This window comes from Azospirillum sp. TSH64, from assembly GCF_003116035.1.
In the GTDB taxonomy this organism is placed as follows: domain Bacteria; phylum Pseudomonadota; class Alphaproteobacteria; order Azospirillales; family Azospirillaceae; genus Azospirillum.
Genome location: NZ_LGQW01000015.1, coordinates 2,566,604 through 2,584,220, shown reverse-complemented (window position 1 = coordinate 2,584,220; position 17,617 = coordinate 2,566,604). Strand labels below are relative to the sequence as shown.

Sequence of the window (17,617 nt, the reverse complement as noted above, 5' to 3'; positions counted from 1 at the left end):
ATCCGCCCCGGTGCCCGCCCGAACCGAAAGCCACGATCCGGACTGCCGGGTCCAAAAGCCACAGAAGCCAAGGAGTCTTTCCCGTGACCACCTTCACCGGTCAAGATTCGCTCAAGACCCGCCGCTCGCTCAGCGCGGGCGGCAAGAGCTACGACTATTTCAGCCTGAAGGCCGCCGAGGAGGCGGGCCTCGGCGATCTGTCGCGGCTGCCGTTTTCGATGAAGGTGCTGCTGGAAAACCTGCTGCGGTTCGAGGATGGGCGCACCGTCTCCGTCGACGACGTGAAGGCGGTGGCCCAATGGCTGGTCGACAAGCGGTCCGACCGTGAAATCGCCTATCGCCCGGCCCGTGTGCTGATGCAGGACTTCACCGGCGTGCCGGCGGTCTGCGATCTGGCGGCGATGCGCGAGGCAATGGCGTCGCTGGGCGGCGACCCGACGAAGATCAACCCGCTGGTGCCGGTCGATCTGGTCATCGACCATTCGGTGATGGTCGATTACTTCGGTGGCGCCGAGGCCTTCCAGAAGAACGTCGATCTGGAGTTCGAACGCAACCTGGAACGCTACGAGTTCCTGCGCTGGGGCCAGAAGGCCTTCGACAATTTCCGCGTGGTGCCGCCGGGCACCGGCATCTGTCATCAGGTCAACACCGAATATCTCGCGCAGGTCGTTTGGACCGACAATGACCCGTCGGGCAAGCCGGTGGCCTATCCCGACACGCTGGTCGGCACCGACAGCCACACCACGATGGTGAACGGCCTGTCCGTGCTGGGCTGGGGCGTCGGCGGCATCGAGGCGGAGGCCGCGATGCTGGGCCAGCCGATCTCCATGCTGATCCCGGAGGTCGTCGGCTTCAAGCTGACCGGCCGGCTCAAGGAGGGCATGACCGCCACCGATCTGGTGCTGACCGTCACCCAGATGCTGCGAAAGAAGGGCGTGGTCGGCAAGTTCGTCGAGTTCTTCGGGCCGGGCCTGGACAGCATGACGCTGCCCGACCGCGCCACCATCGGCAACATGGCGCCGGAATATGGCGCGACCTGCGGCATCTTCCCCATCGACGCCGAGACCATCCGCTACCTGACCTTCACCGGCCGCGATCCCGACCGCGTGGCGCTGGTCGAGGCTTATGCCAAAGCCCAGGGCATGTGGCGCGAGCCGAACAGCCCCGATCCGGTCTTCACCGACGTGCTCGAACTGGACATGGGCACGGTGGAGCCGTCGCTGGCCGGTCCGAAGCGTCCGCAGGACCGCGTGCCGCTGTCGGCGGTGGCGCAAGGCTTCGCCAAGGACATGACCGAGGCCTACAAGGCTGACGACCCGAAGAAGGCGGTTCCGGTGAAGGGCGCCGACTACAGCCTGGAACAGGGCGCCGTCGTCATCGCCGCCATCACCTCCTGCACCAACACCTCCAACCCGGCGGTGCTGATCGCCGCCGGTTTGCTGGCCAAAAAGGCGGTGGAAAAGGGGCTGAAGCAGAAGCCGTGGGTCAAGACCTCCCTGGCGCCGGGCTCCCAGGTGGTCACCGACTATCTCGCCAAGGCCGGGCTGCAGCCTTACCTCGACCGCATCGGCTTCAACATCGTCGGCTATGGCTGCACCACCTGCATCGGCAACTCCGGCCCGCTGCCCGACGCCATTGCCGCGGCGGTGGAGGAAGGCAACCTCGTGGTCGGCGCCGTGCTGTCGGGCAACCGCAACTTCGAGGGCCGCGTCAACCCGCACACCCGCGCCAATTATCTGGCCTCGCCGCCGCTGTGCGTCGCCTATGCGCTGGCCGGCAACCTGAACATCGACCTGGCCACCGACCCCCTCGGCACCGGCAGCGATGGCCAGCCGGTCTATCTGAAGGACGTCTGGCCGAGCAACCGCGAGGTGCAGGACGCCATCGACGCCTCGCTGACCGCCGAGATGTTCCGAAGCCGCTATTCCGACGTGTTCAAGGGTCCGGAACAGTGGCAGGCCATCGCCACGGCGGAAGGCCAGACCTACCAGTGGCAGGACGGCTCCACCTATGTGAAGCTGCCGCCCTTCTTCACCGGCCTGACCAAGACGCCGGACCCGGTGTCGGACGTTCGCGGCGCGCGGGCGCTGGCGGTGCTGGGCGATTCCATCACCACCGACCACATCTCCCCCGCCGGCTCGATCAAGAAGACCAGCCCGGCCGGCGAGTACCTGCTGAGCTATCAGGTGCGTCCGCAGGACTTCAACAGCTACGGCGCCCGCCGCGGCAACCATGAAGTCATGATGCGCGGCACCTTCGCCAACATCCGCATCCGCAACGAGCTGATCCCCGGCGTCGAAGGCGGCGAGACCAAGCATTACCCGTCGGGCGAACGGCTGCCGATCTACACCGCCGCCATGCGCTACGCCGACGAGGGCGTGCCGCTGGTCGTCGTCGCCGGCAAGGAATACGGCACGGGGTCGAGCCGCGACTGGGCGGCGAAGGGCACCCGGCTGCTGGGTATCCGCGCGGTGATCGCCGAGAGCTTCGAGCGCATCCACCGCTCCAACCTCGTCGGGATGGGCATCCTGCCCTTGCAGTTCAAGGACGGCCTGACCCGCAACGACCTGAAGCTGGACGGGTCGGAACGCTTCGACATCGCCGGCATCGAACAGGATCTGCGGCCGCGCAAGGACGTCGCCCTGACCCTGACCCGCGCTGACGGCACGGTGGAGACCTACCCGCTGCTGCTGCGCATCGATACGCTGGACGAGGTGGAGTATTACCGGAACGGCGGCGTGCTGAACTTCGTGCTGAGGAATCTGGCGAAGTAAGGCTGCCGGAGTTCGGATAACGCAAGGGCCGCGTCCCGGTGGGGGAGCGGCCCTTTTTGCTGCCGAGGAAACCCGAACCGGCGCATCACGCCGCCCCGGCGCTCGCCATCATGCGGCGGAGGTCGTTGGGGAAGACCGGCTTGTGCAGGATGCGGAAGCCGCGGCGTTCGGCTTCTTCCTGGCGTTCGGAGCTGGTGTCGCCGGTCAGGATGATGCCGGGAACCGACTGGCCCAGCATGGTCTGGACCGCACAGACCGCCTCCGGACCGGTGCGGCCCTGCTGGAGCTGGTAGTCGGCCAGCACGATCTGCGGGCAGCGGCCGTCGGCGCGCAGCCGTTCCAGCGCCTGATCGCCCGACTTGGCGGTCAGCACGTCATAGCCCCAGCCTTCCAGGATCGCCTTGAGGCCGAGCAGGATGATCGCCTCGTCGTCGATCACCAGCACCATGCCCTTGGCGGCTCCAGCCGCAACTGCGGCAGCCGGCGCGGCAATCGTCTTGGTCGCCCCGCCAGCGCTCCGCCCACCGCCGAAGGCGTTGGCGATGGCGCTGATCGCCTGCCCCCGGTCGTTCGCAGCATTGGCCGCCGCCGCATCGTTGGCGATGGACCGGCGCGCGAGCGTCGCGGCGGCGGCGGCGGTGCCGCTGGCCGGACGCGGGTTGCCCAGGATCACCCGCGGCAGCTCGACCGCGAAGACCGACCCCTTGCCCTCCCACGAGCGCACCGTCACCGGATGGCCGAGCAGCCGCGACAGCCGCTTGACGATGGCCAGCCCCAGGCCGAGGCCGCGTTCGCTGCGCTCGCCCAGCTGGGTGAACTCCTCGAAGATGTCCTCCAGCCGGTCGGCGGGGATGCCGGCGCCGGTGTCCCACACCTCCACCCGCATGCCGGACGGCGTCCGGCGGCAACCCAGCAGCACCTTGCCCCTGGTGGTGTAGCGCAGCGCGTTCTCGACGAGGTTGCGCAGGATGCGCTCCAGATGGGCCGGATCGGTGCGGACCCAGGCGCGCGTCGGCACGGCACGCAGCACCAACCCCTTCTGGGCGGCGCGCGGGCCATATTCGGCGACCAGCCGGCCGAGCATCTGGTTCAGCCGCACCTCCACCGGCGTGGCGACGATCTTGCCGGATTCCAGCCGCGACATGTCCAGAAGACCGTCCAGCAGGCTCTTCAGCGTGTCCAGCCCCTGGCGGATGTTGTCGAGGATCGGCAGCGCCGCATGACCCTGCAACCGGTCGCTCAACGCCGCGGTGAAGAGATAGAGCGACTGCACCGGCTGGCGCAGGTCGTGGCTGGCGGCGGCGAGGAACTTGGACTTGCCGTCGTTGGCCTGATCGGCCTCCTCCCGCGCACGGCGCAGTTCGGCCTCGGCCTTCTTGCGGTCGGTGACCTCGACGGCAGCGCAGGTGACGCCCTCGACACGGCCGGAGGGATCGAGCAGCGGATCGACGGTCAGGTCGAAGAAGCGGTCCTCGCCCTTGCAGTGGATGCGCACCTCCTCCCGCGCGCCGACGCCGCTCTCCATCACCCGGTGCTTCAGCGCCATCATGCCGTCGGCATCCTCACGCTGGCTGCACAGGTCGGCGTCGGTACGGCCGATCAGTGCGTCGGGAGAGAAGCCGAGCCATTCCGAATGCGCCCAGTTGTAGCGCAGGTCGCGGTCCTGGTTGAGCACCACCACGCCGGAATTGCGCAAGCCGGTGCGCACGCGCTCCTCGGCGACACGCAGCGCCTCCTCCGTGCGCTTGCGTTCGGTGATGTCGATGCCGGTGGCGATCAGGTGGGTGACATGGCCGTCGGCATCGACCATCGGGGTCAGGTTGACGTCCACCGTCATCTCCCGCGGAGTGGTGTCCCGCCCGGTGGCGACGCGCAGCCCGGCGTCGAAGCGGGAGGACCGTCCGCCGGCGCCCAGCACCAGCGCCTGCCGCAACCGCTCCCGCCCGGCCTCGTCGAAGGACAGCCAGCAGATCTCGTCGAAGGGGCGGCCGACGATGCGGGCGGGCGGCAGCCCGGCGGCATCGGCGGCGGCACGGTTGACCTGGGCCACCGCCCCGTCCGGCGTCAGCACGCCGACATAGGCCGGCAGCGCGTCCAGCACGGCGCGGATGTGGCTTTCGGACTGGCGCAGCGCCGCTTCACGCGCCTCCAGCCGTTCAGCCATCATGTCGAAGGCGTAGCCGAGCTGTCCGATCTCCGACGAGCGGTCGGACAGCTTCACCCGGGTGGCGGTCTTGCCCTCGCTCCAGTCGCGGGCGGCGGAAACCAGCGCATCGACCGGGCGGCGGATGAACAGGGTACCGCCGATCCAGGCGGCGGCGGCGGCGACCAGGAAGCCCGACAGTGTCATCAGCAGCCCGTCCCGGGTGGCGCGGTCCACCGCGCCCATGGCGGCGCCGCGGTCGACGCCGACGCTGATGAACAGGTCGCGGATGCCGGCGGCCGGCGGGGAGAAGGCAAGGATGCGCGACACGCCGTCCAGTCCGGGCAGCATGGTCACGCCGGCTTCCCGTTCCGACAGAAGCCCCAGATAGCTGTCCGGCAGCCGTTCGCCGGCGCGGCCCTGGGTGCCCGGCAACTTCACCAGGATGGTGCCGGAGCGGTCGGCGACGGTCAGGGTGGTGTTGTCCGGCATCGGACGGGAGGCGAAGAGGGCGGTCAGCCGCGGGACGTCGAGCGACAGGGCGACCACGCCGGCCCGCCGGCCGTCGCTGTCCGAATAGGGAGCGGCGACCGGCAGTTCGCCGCCGTCGGCGCCGGAATGGGTGATTGTCCATTCGCCGACGGCGAAACGGCCCTGCGCCATCGCCCGGCGGAAATGCGGCTGGACGCTCAGAGAGGCACCGATGCGCGACGGATCGGCGCTGCACAGGATGCGCCCCTCGGTATCGGTGATCGACAGGGTGCGGTAGTCGGCGGAACGGGTCGCCAGCCGCTCCAGATAGGTCTGGCAGCTGTCGGCCTCGCCCCGGCGCAGGAAGCGCGCCTCGGTCACCGCGGTGACCATCAGGCGGGCGCTGTCGATGAGACGGAAATGCTCGCTTTCGACCTGCCGGAGAAGCCGTTCGGCCTGGAGCGTCACCTCGCCTTCGCGCTCCGCCCGCTGTTCGAGCACGCTGTAGATCTGGATGCCGATCGCCGGCAGCACCGCGAGCAGGACCAGGATGAAGAGGCGTGCCAGAAGGGTCATGACGTAGACGAGGCTCCTCCGCAAAGCCGACCGGATGAAACGACGGATGCGCCACCCTGCGGCAGGCCTATCGCTAACGCACTTATGGTTAAGCGGCGGTTAATTTAGAAAAAAATGAGCCGGAACAGAGGGGAGAAGCCGATCGAACGGCTGTTATCCTCTCCCAATTTGCCGCCAACTGCAGGGCATTTACATCAAAAACCAAAACATACCACCATCGAGTGGTTACGGTCGAAAGGGATATGCACCGCAGCCTGCTTGAATTCGCGTCGTTGCAGTGTTCAAGGACTTCCGATGCAACTGGAATCCCGATGCAGCTCCATCGATGGAACAGGCTGCGGGGTGGGCTGTTGAAGCCTTGCAATGACCACACCCTTCCTCCTCCCCCCGCTCCGCACCACGTCCCAGGGCACGCCGCGCCGCGTGGGGGTGGAACTTGAATTCGCCGATCTGGACGCGCCGTCGGCCGCAGCCTGCGTGCACCGGCTGTTCGGCGGCACCGTCACCGTCGAGAACCCGCACCGATGTCTGGTGACGGAGACGCGGCTCGGTGACTTCACGGTCGAACTGGACATGCGCTCCGCCCACAAGGGCAAGGGGGGTGCGGCGATCCTCGACCCGCTGCGGCCGTTGTGGGGCAACATCGGCAGTCTGGTGATGCCCTTCGAGATCGCCGCCCCGCCGGTGACGGTGGAGCAGATGCCGGAGCTGGAGGAGATGGTCGCCCGCCTGCGCGCGCTGGGTGCCGCCGGGACGGAGGCCAGCCCGCTGTTCGCCTTCGGCCTGCATTTCAATCCGGAGGTGGCGCGGACCGATGGCGATTACCTGCTGGACATGCTGAAGGCCTTCCTGCTGCTGGCCCCTTGGCTGCGGCGGGAAATCAGGGTCGACGTCACCCGGCGCCTGTCCGGCTTCATCGCCGCCTTCCCGACGCCCTATGCCGCAAAGGTCGTCGATCCTGCCTATCGTCCCGACCTGGGCGGGCTGATCGACGATTATCTGGCCGACAACCCAACCCGAAACCGCGAGCTGGACCTGTTCCCGCTGTTCGCCCATCTCGACCGCGACCGTCTGGCCGCGGCGATGGAGGATCCGCATGTCCGCCCGCGCCCGACCTTCCATTACCGGCTGCCGAACGCACGGCTGAGCGACCCGGCTTGGTCGCTCGCCGCCGACTGGAACCGCTGGGTGGCGGTGGAACGGCTGGCCGCCGACCGCGCACTGCTGGACGGCCTCGGCACCGAGTATCGCCGGGCGGGCGACGCACAGCAGCTCGACGGCTGGGCCGACCGCATCGACGCCGTTCTGGCCGCCAACCCGGGCATTCACGGTGACCACGCAGGCAGCGCCGGACAAGCGGATGGAACCGACGGCCCCGCCCGTCAGGCCGGCTGAGGGAGTTTTCCATGGCAGCCATCGTCGGCAGGTCCCGGCCGCTGGTCGGCATCACCGCCTCGATCCATGGCAGCCGCATCGCCGCCATGGCCAACCGGCTTGCCCTGTGGCGGGCCGGCGCGTCGTCGGTCCGCATCACCGCCGAGTCCCCCTTCCCCATCGACCGGCTGGACGCGCTGGTCGTCGGCGGCGGCGACGACATCGACGCCTCGCTCTACGGCGAATCCGCCCGTCCGCAAATCCGCATCGATCCCGAACGCGACCGGTTGGAGATGCTGGCGCTCGACTGCGCCGCCAAGATCGGACTGCCGGTGCTGGGCATCTGCCGCGGCTCGCAGATGATCAACGTCCACCGTGGTGGCTCGCTCCACGTCGACATCCACGAGATCTACGAGGAAGCGCCGCATATGCGCACCGTGCTGCCGCGCAAGCGCATCCGGATCGCGCCGGACAGCCGGCTCTACCGCATCCTCGGCATCGCCGAATGCCGCGTGAACGCCCTGCACCACCAGTCGGTGGACCGCGTCGGCGACGGCCTGCGCGTCGTCGCCCGCGAACGCGCCGGCATCGTCCAGGGCATCGAGGCGCCGAACGAGCCCTTCATGATCGGCGTGCAGTGGCATCCGGAATATCTGGTTGCGGACAGCCGGCAGCAGGCCCTGTTCCGCCGTCTGGTCGAAACCGCCGCCGGCACAGCCCCGCTGGACGAACTCGTCGAGAGTCCCGCCCGCCGCCCGGCCCGCGCATCCAGCTGATACTCCCTCAGTCCATCTTTTACCGTGCGCCATGATGGTGACGCGGCGGCATCCTGCCGCCGCCACCTGCCGGACGGATCGCAACACCGGAACGACGTGCAAAAACGACGCGGGCGCCGCCGGAGGGATGGCTCCGGGGCGCCCGCGCTGTTGCCGCGAGGGGGATGTTACTGGCTGCCGCCGTTGTCCGGGCCGCAGTTCGGGGTGCCCGGCGGGCAGTGGGTGCCGGTGGCGGTCTGGTTGTCGCGCGGAACGTTGCTGCCGGTGTTGTTGCCCATGCCCGACGGGGCGGTGGTCACACCCGGCACCGGCGAGGTCGAGGAACCCGACATGGTGCCGGTGGTGCCGGTCGAACCCGACATGCCCGCACCGCCGGTCGTGGAGCCGGCCGACGGCGAGGTGGTGGCGCCCGGCGGGGTGTGGACGATGCCGTCCGGTCCGACATTGGTGCTGCTGCTCGGCGCGGTGGTGTATGCGCCGCTGCCCTTGAGGGCGCCGGGGTTGGCTTGCTGAGCGGTCTGGGCCATGGCCGGGGCGGCCATCAGGAGAACTGCCGAAACAGCACCGATCATCAGATTACGCATCCTCGAACTCCTTCATGGTGGCAACGCCTCGCATTTGGGCGTCTTTGGAACGGGACGGACGCCGTGTTTGGAGCCGCAATCGGCGTCCGGCCAGGGCGTCTTTGTCTTTCATGGGTTTAGAACAGGGCAATCGGGGCATGATCTCGGTCGGTCCCTGTTCTTTTTTTGAAAAACGCCGGCAAAAGAGCGGCAAAAACGCGTCCGGCGGGTTCCTTCGGCCAGCCACCGACGCACAGCCGGCGAGGCGGGAACAACAGACGCGTCATAGGGTTCAAGCCGCGAGGCGGATGGTCCGCGCAAAGCCTCCCGACGCGTTCTCAACGAGGGTTCCAGCCGTGCCAGACGCCTCCCAGGATGCCGCCCATCACTCCGGACCCTATGATCCCGGTATGTCCCCGGTGCTCCATCCCGGCCGGACCTGCTGGCGGACCGAGCGGGCCGGGCGGGTGGCGGTGCTGGTCGACGGCGCCGATTACTTCGTTGCCGCCCGCGCTGCCATGGAGCAGGCGAAGCGGTCGATCCTGCTGGTCGGCTGGGACATCGACCCGCGCATGCGCCTGGATCCCGAAAGCCAAGAGACGCTGGGCCGCTTTCTCGCCCGGCTGATGCGGTCGCGGCCCGGGCTGCATGTCCGGGCGCTGAAATGGGATATGCCCTTTCCCATCGCGCTCGACCATCCGCACGAGCCGCTGGAGCGGCTGGACCGCAGCACCGGCCGCCGGCTGAACGCCCGGCTCGACGGGGAGTTGCCGGTCGGCGCCGCCCAGCACCAGAAGCTGCTGGTGATCGACGATGCCCTGGCCTTCTGCGGCGGGATAGATTTCTCCTTCGACCGCTGGGACACGTCGGAACATCGCGACGACGACCCGCGCCGCCGCTGCCCGAACGGCGAGCCCTATGGCCCGCGCCACGACGTTATGATGATGGTCGACGGCGATGCCGCCCGTGCCCTGTCCGAACTGGCGCGGGAGCGCTGGCGTTGCGCCACCGGCGAGGTGCTGGAGCCCTGCCCGCCGCCCGACACCGACCGGCCCGATCAGGATCCCTGGCCGGACTGTCCCCTGCCCGACTGCGCCAGCCCGATCCTGACGGACGCGCGGATCGGCATCTCCCGCACCGTGCCGGAAATCGACGGGCGGCCGGCGATTCGCGAGAGCGAGGCGCTGACCTTCGCCGCCATCGCTGCGGCAGAACGCACCATCTATCTGGAAAACCAGTATTTCGCCTCCGCCCGCGTCGCCGAGGCGCTGGCCCGCCGGCTGGCCGAGCCCGACGGGCCGGAGGTGGTGCTGGTGGTGTCGATGGAAAGCCCGAGCTGGTTCGACCGCATGGCGATGGACACGCCGCGCTCGGTGGCCTTGCGCTGCCTGCGCGAGGCCGACCGCTACGGCCGGCTGCGTGCCCTGACCCCGGTGACGAAGGGCGGCGGGCCGGTGATCGTCCATTCCAAGGTGGTGGCGGTGGACGGCCGACTGCTGCGCATCGGCTCGTCCAACCTGAACAACCGGTCGATGGGCTATGACAGCGAGTGCGACCTGACCATCGAGGCGCCGCGGGAGGACGGGCCGGAGCGGACCTGCGCGGAAGCCGCGATCATCGGCGTGCGCAACCGCCTGCTGGCCGAGCATATGGGCATCGACCGGACCCGGCTGGAGGCGGAGATCCAGGCGACCGGCAGCGTCACCGCCGCCATCGACCGACTCTGCCCGCAGTCCGGCCGCCGGCTGGCCGAACTGCCCGCCAGCGATCCCAGCCTGACCGAACAGGCCTTCGCCGCCCTGCGCATCGCCGATCCCGACGATCCGAACGAGGCCTGGGCGCCGTGGAAGCGCCTGCCGCCGCCCCCGCGCTCTGCCCTGCGCGCCGCCGCCGCCGCTCTGTTGACGGTCGGGCTGGCCGCCGGGGTCTGGGGTGTGATCCGCAACGGACGCGAAAAAGCCCGCCTTGCGCGCGACTGACCGTCACGACTGACCGTCACGCAAGGGGCGGGCCCAATTTCCGAAATCCCCTCTCCCACCGTGGGAGAGGGGATTTCCATGTCTGGACTTATCGCGTCTCCGCGACGCGGCCGTCGTCGGAGATGACGATCTCGACGCGGCGGTTCTGCTGGCGGCCGGCATCGGTGTTGTTGGCGGCCACCGGCTGCGCCTCGCCCATGCCCTGGGTGACGATGCGCGCCGGAGAGACGCCGCGCATGGTCAGGGCGTCGCGGACGGAGTTGGCGCGGGCTTCCGACAGGCGCAGGTTGGTGGTGTCGCTGCCGGTGCTGTCGGTGTGGCCCTCGATCCGGATGGTGCGGCCGGGCTGGGATTGCAGGAACTGGGCGAGCCGGTCGATGCGCTCATAGGCGCCGGGGGTCAGCTCCGCCCGGCCGGTGGCGAACAGGATGTCGCCCAGCGTCATGACCAGACCACGTTCGGTCCGCTGCGCCTGGAGGTCGCGCAGCTGCTGCTCCAACTCTGTGTTGCGAGCCTGGAGGCGGTAGGTGTCGGCGTTGGCGACCACGGTCTGGGCGCCCTTCACCCCGGCCGTCTCCTGGGCGATCTGCACCCGGCGGCTGACGATGTAGGCCTGGTGATCGACCTCGGCGGCGTCGGCGCCCTGGTCGCGCATCGCCTCGGCACGGCGCAGGGCCGTCTCGGCGTCGCGCAACTGCAATGGGGCGTTGCCGGCGACCTGCGGGTTGGCGGCGGCAAGGCTGTAATCCTGCCGCGCCTGGGTCAGGGCGGCACTGTCGGTCGGCTGGGTGGCGCAACCGGCCAGCCCGAGGCCGAGACCCGCAAGGACAAGAATGCTGCGGGAAGCGAACGCGGTCATTGACGCACCTCCGGATAGCTGTAACCCCAGCTGTTGCCGCCGCCGGTTCCGACGCCTGAACCGCCCACCGAGCCGCCAACCGTGCCGAGCGAACCGGCAGGTGCCGGCGGAACCGCGGACGGAGCCGGATAGCTGGAGCCGCTCATCCCGGAACCGCCATAGCCGGCCCCGCCGGACGGCGTGCCGCCCAGCGTCGAGCCGCTGTAGACCGGCGCCACGTTCGGCGCGGCGGCCGACCGCGGGCTGTTGGGGATCGCGGACTTGGCCACTGCGGTGGCCGCCTGCTGGGTCACCGCGCGCTGCGAGGTCACCGTCGCCAACTCGGCATCGACGCGAGCCTCCTCGGCGAGGCGGCGGGCGCGGGTGCGCTCGTCGGCGCGCATGGCCTTGTCGGCGGAGGCCAGCTTGTCGCGGGCGCTCTGCAACGCCACCGGGGCATATTGCAGGGCGTTGGCGCGCTCGGCCTCCTGCACCGCCTGGGACGCGGCGCCGAGCTGGGCGGTGGGCGGCGGCACGTCGGAGGCGCAGGCGGCCATGCCGAGCGCCGCCGACAACACGGCGGCGGCTCGCCACCGGTTCGTCATTGCGGATTTGCGGGTCATCTGGTCGGTTCCTTTCGGATCGGGCTTCACGCCGGAAACCGGGGGCGGGCCAAGGTCGCGTCCCCTCAAAGTCATGTCCTTTCGGCCATGGCCTTTCGGGATGTCTCGCGCCTCAAACGCGCCAGCACGGGTGAAGGTTCCGCACCGGTTCAGCCGCCGCTGCGCGAAATCCCGTCACGGTCGGCCCGGCGGTTGTCGCGCCGGTGGCGGACCAGCCGCAGCACATAGGCGGCCAGCAGGACGATGAACAGCACCAGCGCGCCCGGCACCATCCAGTCGGCGATCCAGGGAAAGCCGACACGCACCAGATAGCCGGTGCCGGCCAGCACCAGCGACCACAGCACCGCCCCGGCGGCGGCATAGAGCAGGAACACCGCCATCGGCAGCCCGCAGGCCCCGGCGGGAACCGAGATCAGCGTGCGCAGCCCCGGCAACGGCTGGCACAGCAGAACGGCGACGCCGCCGCGACGGGCGAACCATTCGGTGGCGCGGTGGACCTGCTCGGGCTTCACGGTCAGCCAATGGCCATGGCGGCGGAGGAAGGCTTCAAACCGCTCTCGCCCCATCCAATGGGCCGGCAGGTACCACACCAGTTCCCCCACCGCCGACCCCGCCCCGGCGGCCAGCGCCACCAGCAGCAGGTTGAACTCCCCCGTCGCGGCCCCCATGCCGGCCAGCGGGATCACCGTCTCCGCCGGCACCGGCGGCAGCACGCGGGCCAGGACCAGCATCAGGAAGATGCCGAGATAGCCGAACTGCTGCACGATCTGGATGATCCACTCGGTCATTGGGTCCACAGGGGTCGGGGAGAAGAAGGCCGTCTCCAGTGAACCGTGCGGACCTTGCCAGCGTTCCCCGTTTTTCCATCCCCCTTGACCACAATCTCGACCCCAATCTTGACCCCAATCAAGGCAGAGGCCGTTCGTACACGGTTCAGTGTCTCCATCATGACTGCATCCCTTGCCCTCGCCGCCGCCCTGCTGTTCCTCAGCCATGCCCTGCCATCCTGGCCGGGGGTGCGGCCCGCCCTGATCGCCCGGCTCGGCCGCGGCGGCTTCGTGACGATCCATTCCGTCGGCTCGCTGCTGACGCTGAGCCTGTTCGTGTGGGCCTACCGCGCCGCCGACGGCGGGGAGGCGCTGTTCACGCCTTTCGACTGGGCCGCCCCGCTGGTGGCGGTGGCGATGCCCATCGTCTTCCTGCTGCTGGTCGCCCGCGTCACCACCCGCTTCGGCAGCCAGGGCGCGCCCAACCCGCCCCGCGGTATCTACCGCCTGACCCGCGCGCCGGGCAGCCTGGCGCTGCTGCTGTGGGCATGCGCGCACCTGAACGCCACCGGCGATGGACGCCGCGTGCTGCTGTTCGGCACCATGGCGGCCATCGCCCTGTTCGCGCTGGTGAAGAACGAGATCGTGCTGCGCCGCAGCCCCGCCGGACGCGCCTACCGGAGCAAAACCTCACTGCTGCCGCTGACCGGGCCGCAGGGATGGCGCGGGGCGCTGCGCGGACTGGCGGAGATGGGACCGGCAAGACTGATCGGCGGACTTGCCGCTTATGGTGGGATGCTGATGCTGCATCCCCTGCTCTTCGGGGTGGATCCACTCTACTGGGTAGGTTGAGCGGGACGGCTGACCGGTGCATCTGTTGAGGACGGGACAGGAGTACCGCCTCCCTCGCCCAGACCGACCTCCGCCCCGGTACCTCTTGCCATTGCTCCCCCCGCCATTGCTTCAGGAAGCCCCCGCATGAAAATCCGCGAGATCATGACCCGCGACGTGCAGACGGTACGGCCCGACGACAGCATCCGCCGGGCCGCGCAATTGATGGACCAGTTGAATGTCGGCATCCTGCCCGTCTGCGACGGACGGGATCTGATCGGCGTGGTGACAGACCGCGACATCACCATCCGGGCGATCTCCGCCGGAAAGCCGCCGGACCGCACCAGGGTGTCGGAGGTGATGACCGCCAATCCGCGCTATTGCTACGAGGACGATCCGGTCGGCAGCGTGACCGAGCTGATGGCCGGCCAGCAGATCCGGCGGGTGCCGGTGGTGGACCGCAACGACCGCCTGACCGGCATCGTCTCGCTGGGCGACCTTGCCACCGACGCCAAGAACGACCGCGCGGTCCAGGACACTCTGGAGCGGATTTCCTCCCCTTCCGAGCCGGACCGCAGCTGATCGGAACAACTGATCCGGGCCGGTTCGACCGGCTCCCCTCGACAACAGGAACCGACCATCATGGAAGACACATCGGGTGCGGACGACCCACGGGTCCGTGAACGGGCCTATCGGCTTTGGGAAGAGGAAGGGCGGCCCAACGACCGCCATCTCGACCATTGGGCGCAGGCCGCCCGCGAGATCGGGGAGGAGGATCGCCGCAATGCCGGCGGCCCCCGCGTCAACAGCCCGGACGCCGGGCTGGCCGTTCCCGATGACGCCGCCGCCCGCAACCAGCGGGAAGCGGCGGCGCATCTGGGCCAGTCCTCGGTTCCGTCGGACAGTTGATCACCGGATGGAGGCGGTCACTCGATCTTGAGGCTGACCGCTTCCATCCCCTTTTCGCCCTGGCGGACGGTCATGCGCACGCGCTGCCCGTCATCCAGACCGCGCAGGCCGGCGCTCTCCAGCGCACGGGCCGGAATGAAGACGTCGCGCCCGCCGTCGTCGGGCTGCGCGAAGCCATAACCCTTCCCGCCGTTGAACCACTTCACCGTGGCGCCCATCTCGCTGGTCGGACCGCTGGCCTGCTGCGGCCGGCGGGGGCCACCACGATCCTGGAAGCCCCGGTCCTGGCCCCGATCCTGGAAGCCACGGTCCGAGCCCCGATCCTGGAAACCGCGATCCTGGTTGCGGTTCTGGAAGCCACCACGATCACCACCACGGTCGCCGAAGCCGCGGTCGCGCGGACCGCCGGCATCGCGGCGCGCACCGAAGCCGCGGTCACCGCCCCGATCCCCACCCCGGTCACCGAAGCCCCGATCGCCGCGGTCGCCGAAGCTGCGCTCGCGCCCCTGCGGACGGGCCGGCGTGGCGGTGGACAGGTCGACGGAGTGCAGGACGCTGACCTGCTGGCCCTTGCGGTCCTCGACCAGGTCGACGACCACGGTGGCGCCGTCCGGCAGCGTGGTGTGGCCGGCGGGCACGACGAGCGAGGCCGGCAGCAGGGCGTCCTTGCCGCTGTCGCCGACCTTGACGAAGCCGTAGCCACGTTCGGGGTTGAACCATTTCACGGTGGCCGTCACCTGGGTGGCGACGACGTTGGGCTGGCGATAGACGTGGCTGCGGGGCGGCTGATTGTGCATGGGAAACCCGAACTCCGGCAAACAGAAGCGGCGCCCTTGCCGGTCCATCTCATGGACCGGTGGACGCCAACCCCTGACACATCGCCCGTCCGCGCGCTCTTGGCAAGTCGGGACCGCTCCGAATAAGCCGGACAGGCCGTTAAATCACACCCGTGGGCCCCGGTGGACCGGTCTCAGCCCATCAGGCGGTCCATCAGGCGGTCCGGCGCCGGCGGCGGCTCGCGCGGCGGAACCGGGATCGGGCCCGGCGGCTCGCCCAGCGGCGGACGCGCCGGATCGCCCGGCACCGGCATCGAGTCATCCGGCACCGACGGTTCGCGCGGCGGCGCGGGCGGATAGGGTCCAAGCTCAAAGATCATGCGCGGTTCCTCAAAGTCATTGATTAAGGCAATCGACGTCGTCAGCCGCCATGACCGCCGGGGGCGGTCCGCGACAGGCGCCGGGCATCGTTCAGGCTGGTCATGCAGCGGGCTTCGTCGCCGTCGCGGGCGGCGCTGCGGGCGGCGGTGACCAGCGATTCCACCTGGGCGTTCCGCGCCGCCTGCCCCATCGGCCCGTCGCCACTGCCGGAGCCGCCGGGACCGCTGTCCGGTGCCGTCCGCGAATTGGCCTGCGGGCCGGGTTGCGGGCTGATGGACGGAGCGGTCGGCATGTTGCTGCCGATGGCCGGCGGCTCGACCACCGACCGGTCGCCGACGGCGGGGGGCGCCACCATGCCGCCGGATTGGGCAAGCCGGTCGCTGCCGCTGCCGGACCCCGGTTCGTCGCGCGGTGTGGAGCCCGACAGGCCGGGCGCACCGTTGCCGGGGACGGCGACCGGTGGCGGTTCGGTCGACAGGCCGAGATCGGCGGCGAACTGATCCACCATCGCGCCGCAACTCGCCTGGGCCGCGGCACCCGTCTGGGCCGCAGCTCCCTGGGCGGCGAGGAGCCCGGCCGCCATGACGAGGGCGACGGGGCCGAACCTTGTGAAATTTGTCCGCATCGGTCGCGTGCTCCTCGGGTTGGCGCCTCGGGTTGGCCTCTCGAATTGGCCATGTCCATCCATGCCCATGGCGATCCCGCTCAGGGGCGTGTTCCGATGGAATCAACGGTCGTGGGCGGGGCACGGTTCCGGCGGACCGGTCGAAGATCTGCCCGGCCATGCATCTTGCTCATTTCGCAGGCAGTGGGCGTCGGCTGTAGAGTGCCTGTCCCCCTCCTCAACCAACGGTCCGCATTTCCATCATGATCGCCAACATGGCCGCGCTGGGCGCGGCGCTGTGCTGGGCCGCGGGCGGCCTGATCGCCATCGGACCGGTGCGGGTGCTCGGCTCCATCGCCTTCAACCGCGTGCGCCTGACCATCGTCGCCGCGGCCCTGTTGGTCGCCACCACCCTGCTGGGCGGCTGGCAGACGCTGGACACCGGGGCCGCGCTGACGCTGGCATTGTCGGGGTTGCTGGGGATCGTGGTGGGGGACATGGCGCTGTTCTGGTCGCTCAGCCGGCTGGGGCCGCGCCGCAATGTGGTGATCTATGCCGCCAACGCGCCGCTGACCGCCCTGCTCGCCTATGCCCTGCTGGGGGAGGCGCTGGGGCCGTGGACCGTTCTGGGCGTGGCGCTGGTCACGCTTGGGGTGATGCTGGCAGTGGCCCTGCGCTCCGGCTCCACCCACAGCTGGGAGGCGATCCAGGGCAATTTGCTGGCCGGCGTGTCGGTCTGCCTTCTGGCGGCGGTCGGTCAGGCCGCCGGCTCGATCATCGCCAAGCCGGTGATGGCGGCGGGCGCCGATCCGATTGCGTCGGCCGCCGTGCGGGTCACCACGGCGGCCCTGATGTTCACGGCCATCGGCATGCTGTCGACGGTTCGCGCTGGGGTTCGCGCTGGGGTTCGCGAGGGGGCTCGCGGCGGTGCGGCGGTGGCAGGCGCCGGTGGGCTCGGCGGGCTGCTGGTCCCCCGCGGGTTGACGCCCAAGCTGATGCTGCAGATCGCCGGCAACGGACTGCTCGGCGTCGGGCTGGGGATGACGCTGCTGTTGGTCGGGCTTGCCCACGGCAATGCCGGGGTGGTCGCCACCCTGTCGGCGCTCAGCCCGGTCCTGATCCTGCCGATGATGTGGCTGCTGACCGGCCAGCGCCCGTCGCTGGGCGCCTGGGCCGGCGCCGCGGTTGCGGTGGCCGGTGTCGCCCTGATCGTCAACAGATAGACGGGCGGC

General features: G+C 69.7%; 16 protein-coding genes. 8 read left to right on the top strand and 8 right to left on the bottom strand.

Annotated elements, in window-relative coordinates:
- Positions 1-83: 83 nt before the first annotated feature.
- A complete protein-coding gene (gene acnA / locus TSH64_RS13190; RefSeq protein WP_109445486.1) occupies positions 84-2,774 on the top strand; it encodes an aconitate hydratase AcnA in 2,691 nt (896 codons plus the stop codon).
- Between the two features lie 85 nt (positions 2,775-2,859).
- On the opposite strand, the gene TSH64_RS13185 is transcribed toward acnA, so the two are convergent.
- Positions 2,860-5,964, bottom strand: a complete 3,105-nt coding sequence (locus TSH64_RS13185) for a PAS domain-containing protein (protein ID WP_109445485.1) — start codon at positions 5,962-5,964, stop codon at positions 2,860-2,862.
- A gap of 363 nt (positions 5,965-6,327) precedes the next feature.
- Here TSH64_RS13185 and TSH64_RS13180 point away from each other — a divergent pair, with 363 nt between their 5' ends.
- Together TSH64_RS13180 and TSH64_RS13175 are read left to right on the top strand one after the other, a co-directional pair.
- A complete protein-coding gene (locus tag TSH64_RS13180; RefSeq protein WP_109445484.1) occupies positions 6,328-7,359 on the top strand; it encodes an amidoligase family protein in 1,032 nt (343 codons plus the stop codon).
- 11 nt (positions 7,360-7,370) lie between these two features.
- Complete coding sequence (locus tag TSH64_RS13175) at positions 7,371-8,114, top strand: gamma-glutamyl-gamma-aminobutyrate hydrolase family protein (protein WP_109445483.1); 744 nt, start codon at positions 7,371-7,373, stop codon at positions 8,112-8,114.
- A 167-nt stretch (positions 8,115-8,281) separates the two neighbouring features.
- Here TSH64_RS13175 and TSH64_RS13170 read toward each other — a convergent pair whose 3' ends face one another.
- Positions 8,282-8,698 carry a hypothetical protein gene (locus TSH64_RS13170; protein WP_146208025.1) on the bottom strand — a complete coding sequence of 139 codons (417 nt, stop codon included), beginning with the start codon at positions 8,696-8,698 and terminating at the stop codon, positions 8,282-8,284.
- 389 nt (positions 8,699-9,087) lie between these two features.
- Between TSH64_RS13170 and TSH64_RS13165 the strand changes: the two genes are divergently transcribed.
- A complete protein-coding gene (locus TSH64_RS13165; RefSeq protein ID WP_109445481.1) occupies positions 9,088-10,656 on the top strand; it encodes a phospholipase D-like domain-containing protein in 1,569 nt (522 codons plus the stop codon).
- 88 nt (positions 10,657-10,744) lie between these two features.
- Here the strand turns inward: TSH64_RS13165 and TSH64_RS13160 are convergent, their stop codons facing one another.
- The 3 genes from TSH64_RS13160 to TSH64_RS13150 all read right to left on the bottom strand — a co-directional run bounded on the left by TSH64_RS13160 (position 10,745) and on the right by TSH64_RS13150 (position 12,905).
- A complete protein-coding gene (locus TSH64_RS13160) occupies positions 10,745-11,515 on the bottom strand; it encodes an OmpA family protein (RefSeq protein WP_109445480.1) in 771 nt (256 codons plus the stop codon).
- Entirely contained in the window at positions 11,512-12,117 is a 606-nt protein-coding gene (locus TSH64_RS13155) for a DUF4398 domain-containing protein (protein ID WP_109445479.1), read from the bottom strand. Before TSH64_RS13155 ends, TSH64_RS13160 begins: the two co-directional genes overlap by 4 nt.
- A gap of 149 nt (positions 12,118-12,266) precedes the next feature.
- Positions 12,267-12,905 (bottom strand): DedA family protein, encoded by a 639-nt coding sequence (locus TSH64_RS13150; RefSeq protein WP_109445478.1) that lies wholly within the window; start codon positions 12,903-12,905, stop codon positions 12,267-12,269.
- A gap of 159 nt (positions 12,906-13,064) precedes the next feature.
- Here TSH64_RS13150 and TSH64_RS13145 point away from each other — a divergent pair, with 159 nt between their 5' ends.
- The 3 genes from TSH64_RS13145 (at position 13,065) to TSH64_RS13135 (ending at position 14,624) form a co-directional block, all read left to right on the top strand.
- Positions 13,065-13,736: an NnrU family protein gene (locus TSH64_RS13145; RefSeq protein ID WP_109445477.1), complete on the top strand. Its 672-nt coding sequence runs from the start codon at positions 13,065-13,067 to the stop codon at positions 13,734-13,736.
- Between the two features lie 126 nt (positions 13,737-13,862).
- On the top strand, positions 13,863-14,297 hold the full coding sequence (locus TSH64_RS13140) for a CBS domain-containing protein (RefSeq protein ID WP_109445476.1): 435 nt from the start codon (positions 13,863-13,865) through the stop codon (positions 14,295-14,297).
- Between the two features lie 60 nt (positions 14,298-14,357).
- Entirely contained in the window at positions 14,358-14,624 is a 267-nt protein-coding gene (locus TSH64_RS13135) for a DUF2934 domain-containing protein (protein ID WP_109445475.1), read from the top strand.
- 17 nt (positions 14,625-14,641) lie between these two features.
- Here the strand turns inward: TSH64_RS13135 and TSH64_RS13130 are convergent, their stop codons facing one another.
- The 3 genes from TSH64_RS13130 to TSH64_RS13120 all read right to left on the bottom strand — a co-directional run bounded on the left by TSH64_RS13130 (position 14,642) and on the right by TSH64_RS13120 (position 16,406).
- Positions 14,642-15,421 carry a cold-shock protein gene (locus TSH64_RS13130; protein ID WP_109445474.1) on the bottom strand — a complete coding sequence of 260 codons (780 nt, stop codon included), beginning with the start codon at positions 15,419-15,421 and terminating at the stop codon, positions 14,642-14,644.
- Positions 15,422-15,594: 173 nt separating this feature from the next.
- Complete coding sequence (locus tag TSH64_RS13125; protein WP_109445473.1) at positions 15,595-15,780, bottom strand: hypothetical protein; 186 nt, start codon at positions 15,778-15,780, stop codon at positions 15,595-15,597.
- A 41-nt stretch (positions 15,781-15,821) separates the two neighbouring features.
- Positions 15,822-16,406, bottom strand: coding sequence for a hypothetical protein (locus TSH64_RS13120; RefSeq protein ID WP_109445472.1), 585 nt, complete (start codon positions 16,404-16,406; stop codon positions 15,822-15,824).
- Between the two features lie 242 nt (positions 16,407-16,648).
- On the opposite strand from TSH64_RS13120, the gene TSH64_RS13115 reads away from it, so the two are divergent.
- The gene (locus TSH64_RS13115) at positions 16,649-17,608 is read left to right on the top strand and encodes a DMT family transporter (protein ID WP_109445471.1); all 960 of its coding nucleotides are present in this window, start codon (positions 16,649-16,651) and stop codon (positions 17,606-17,608) included.
- Positions 17,609-17,617 lie beyond the last annotated feature (9 nt).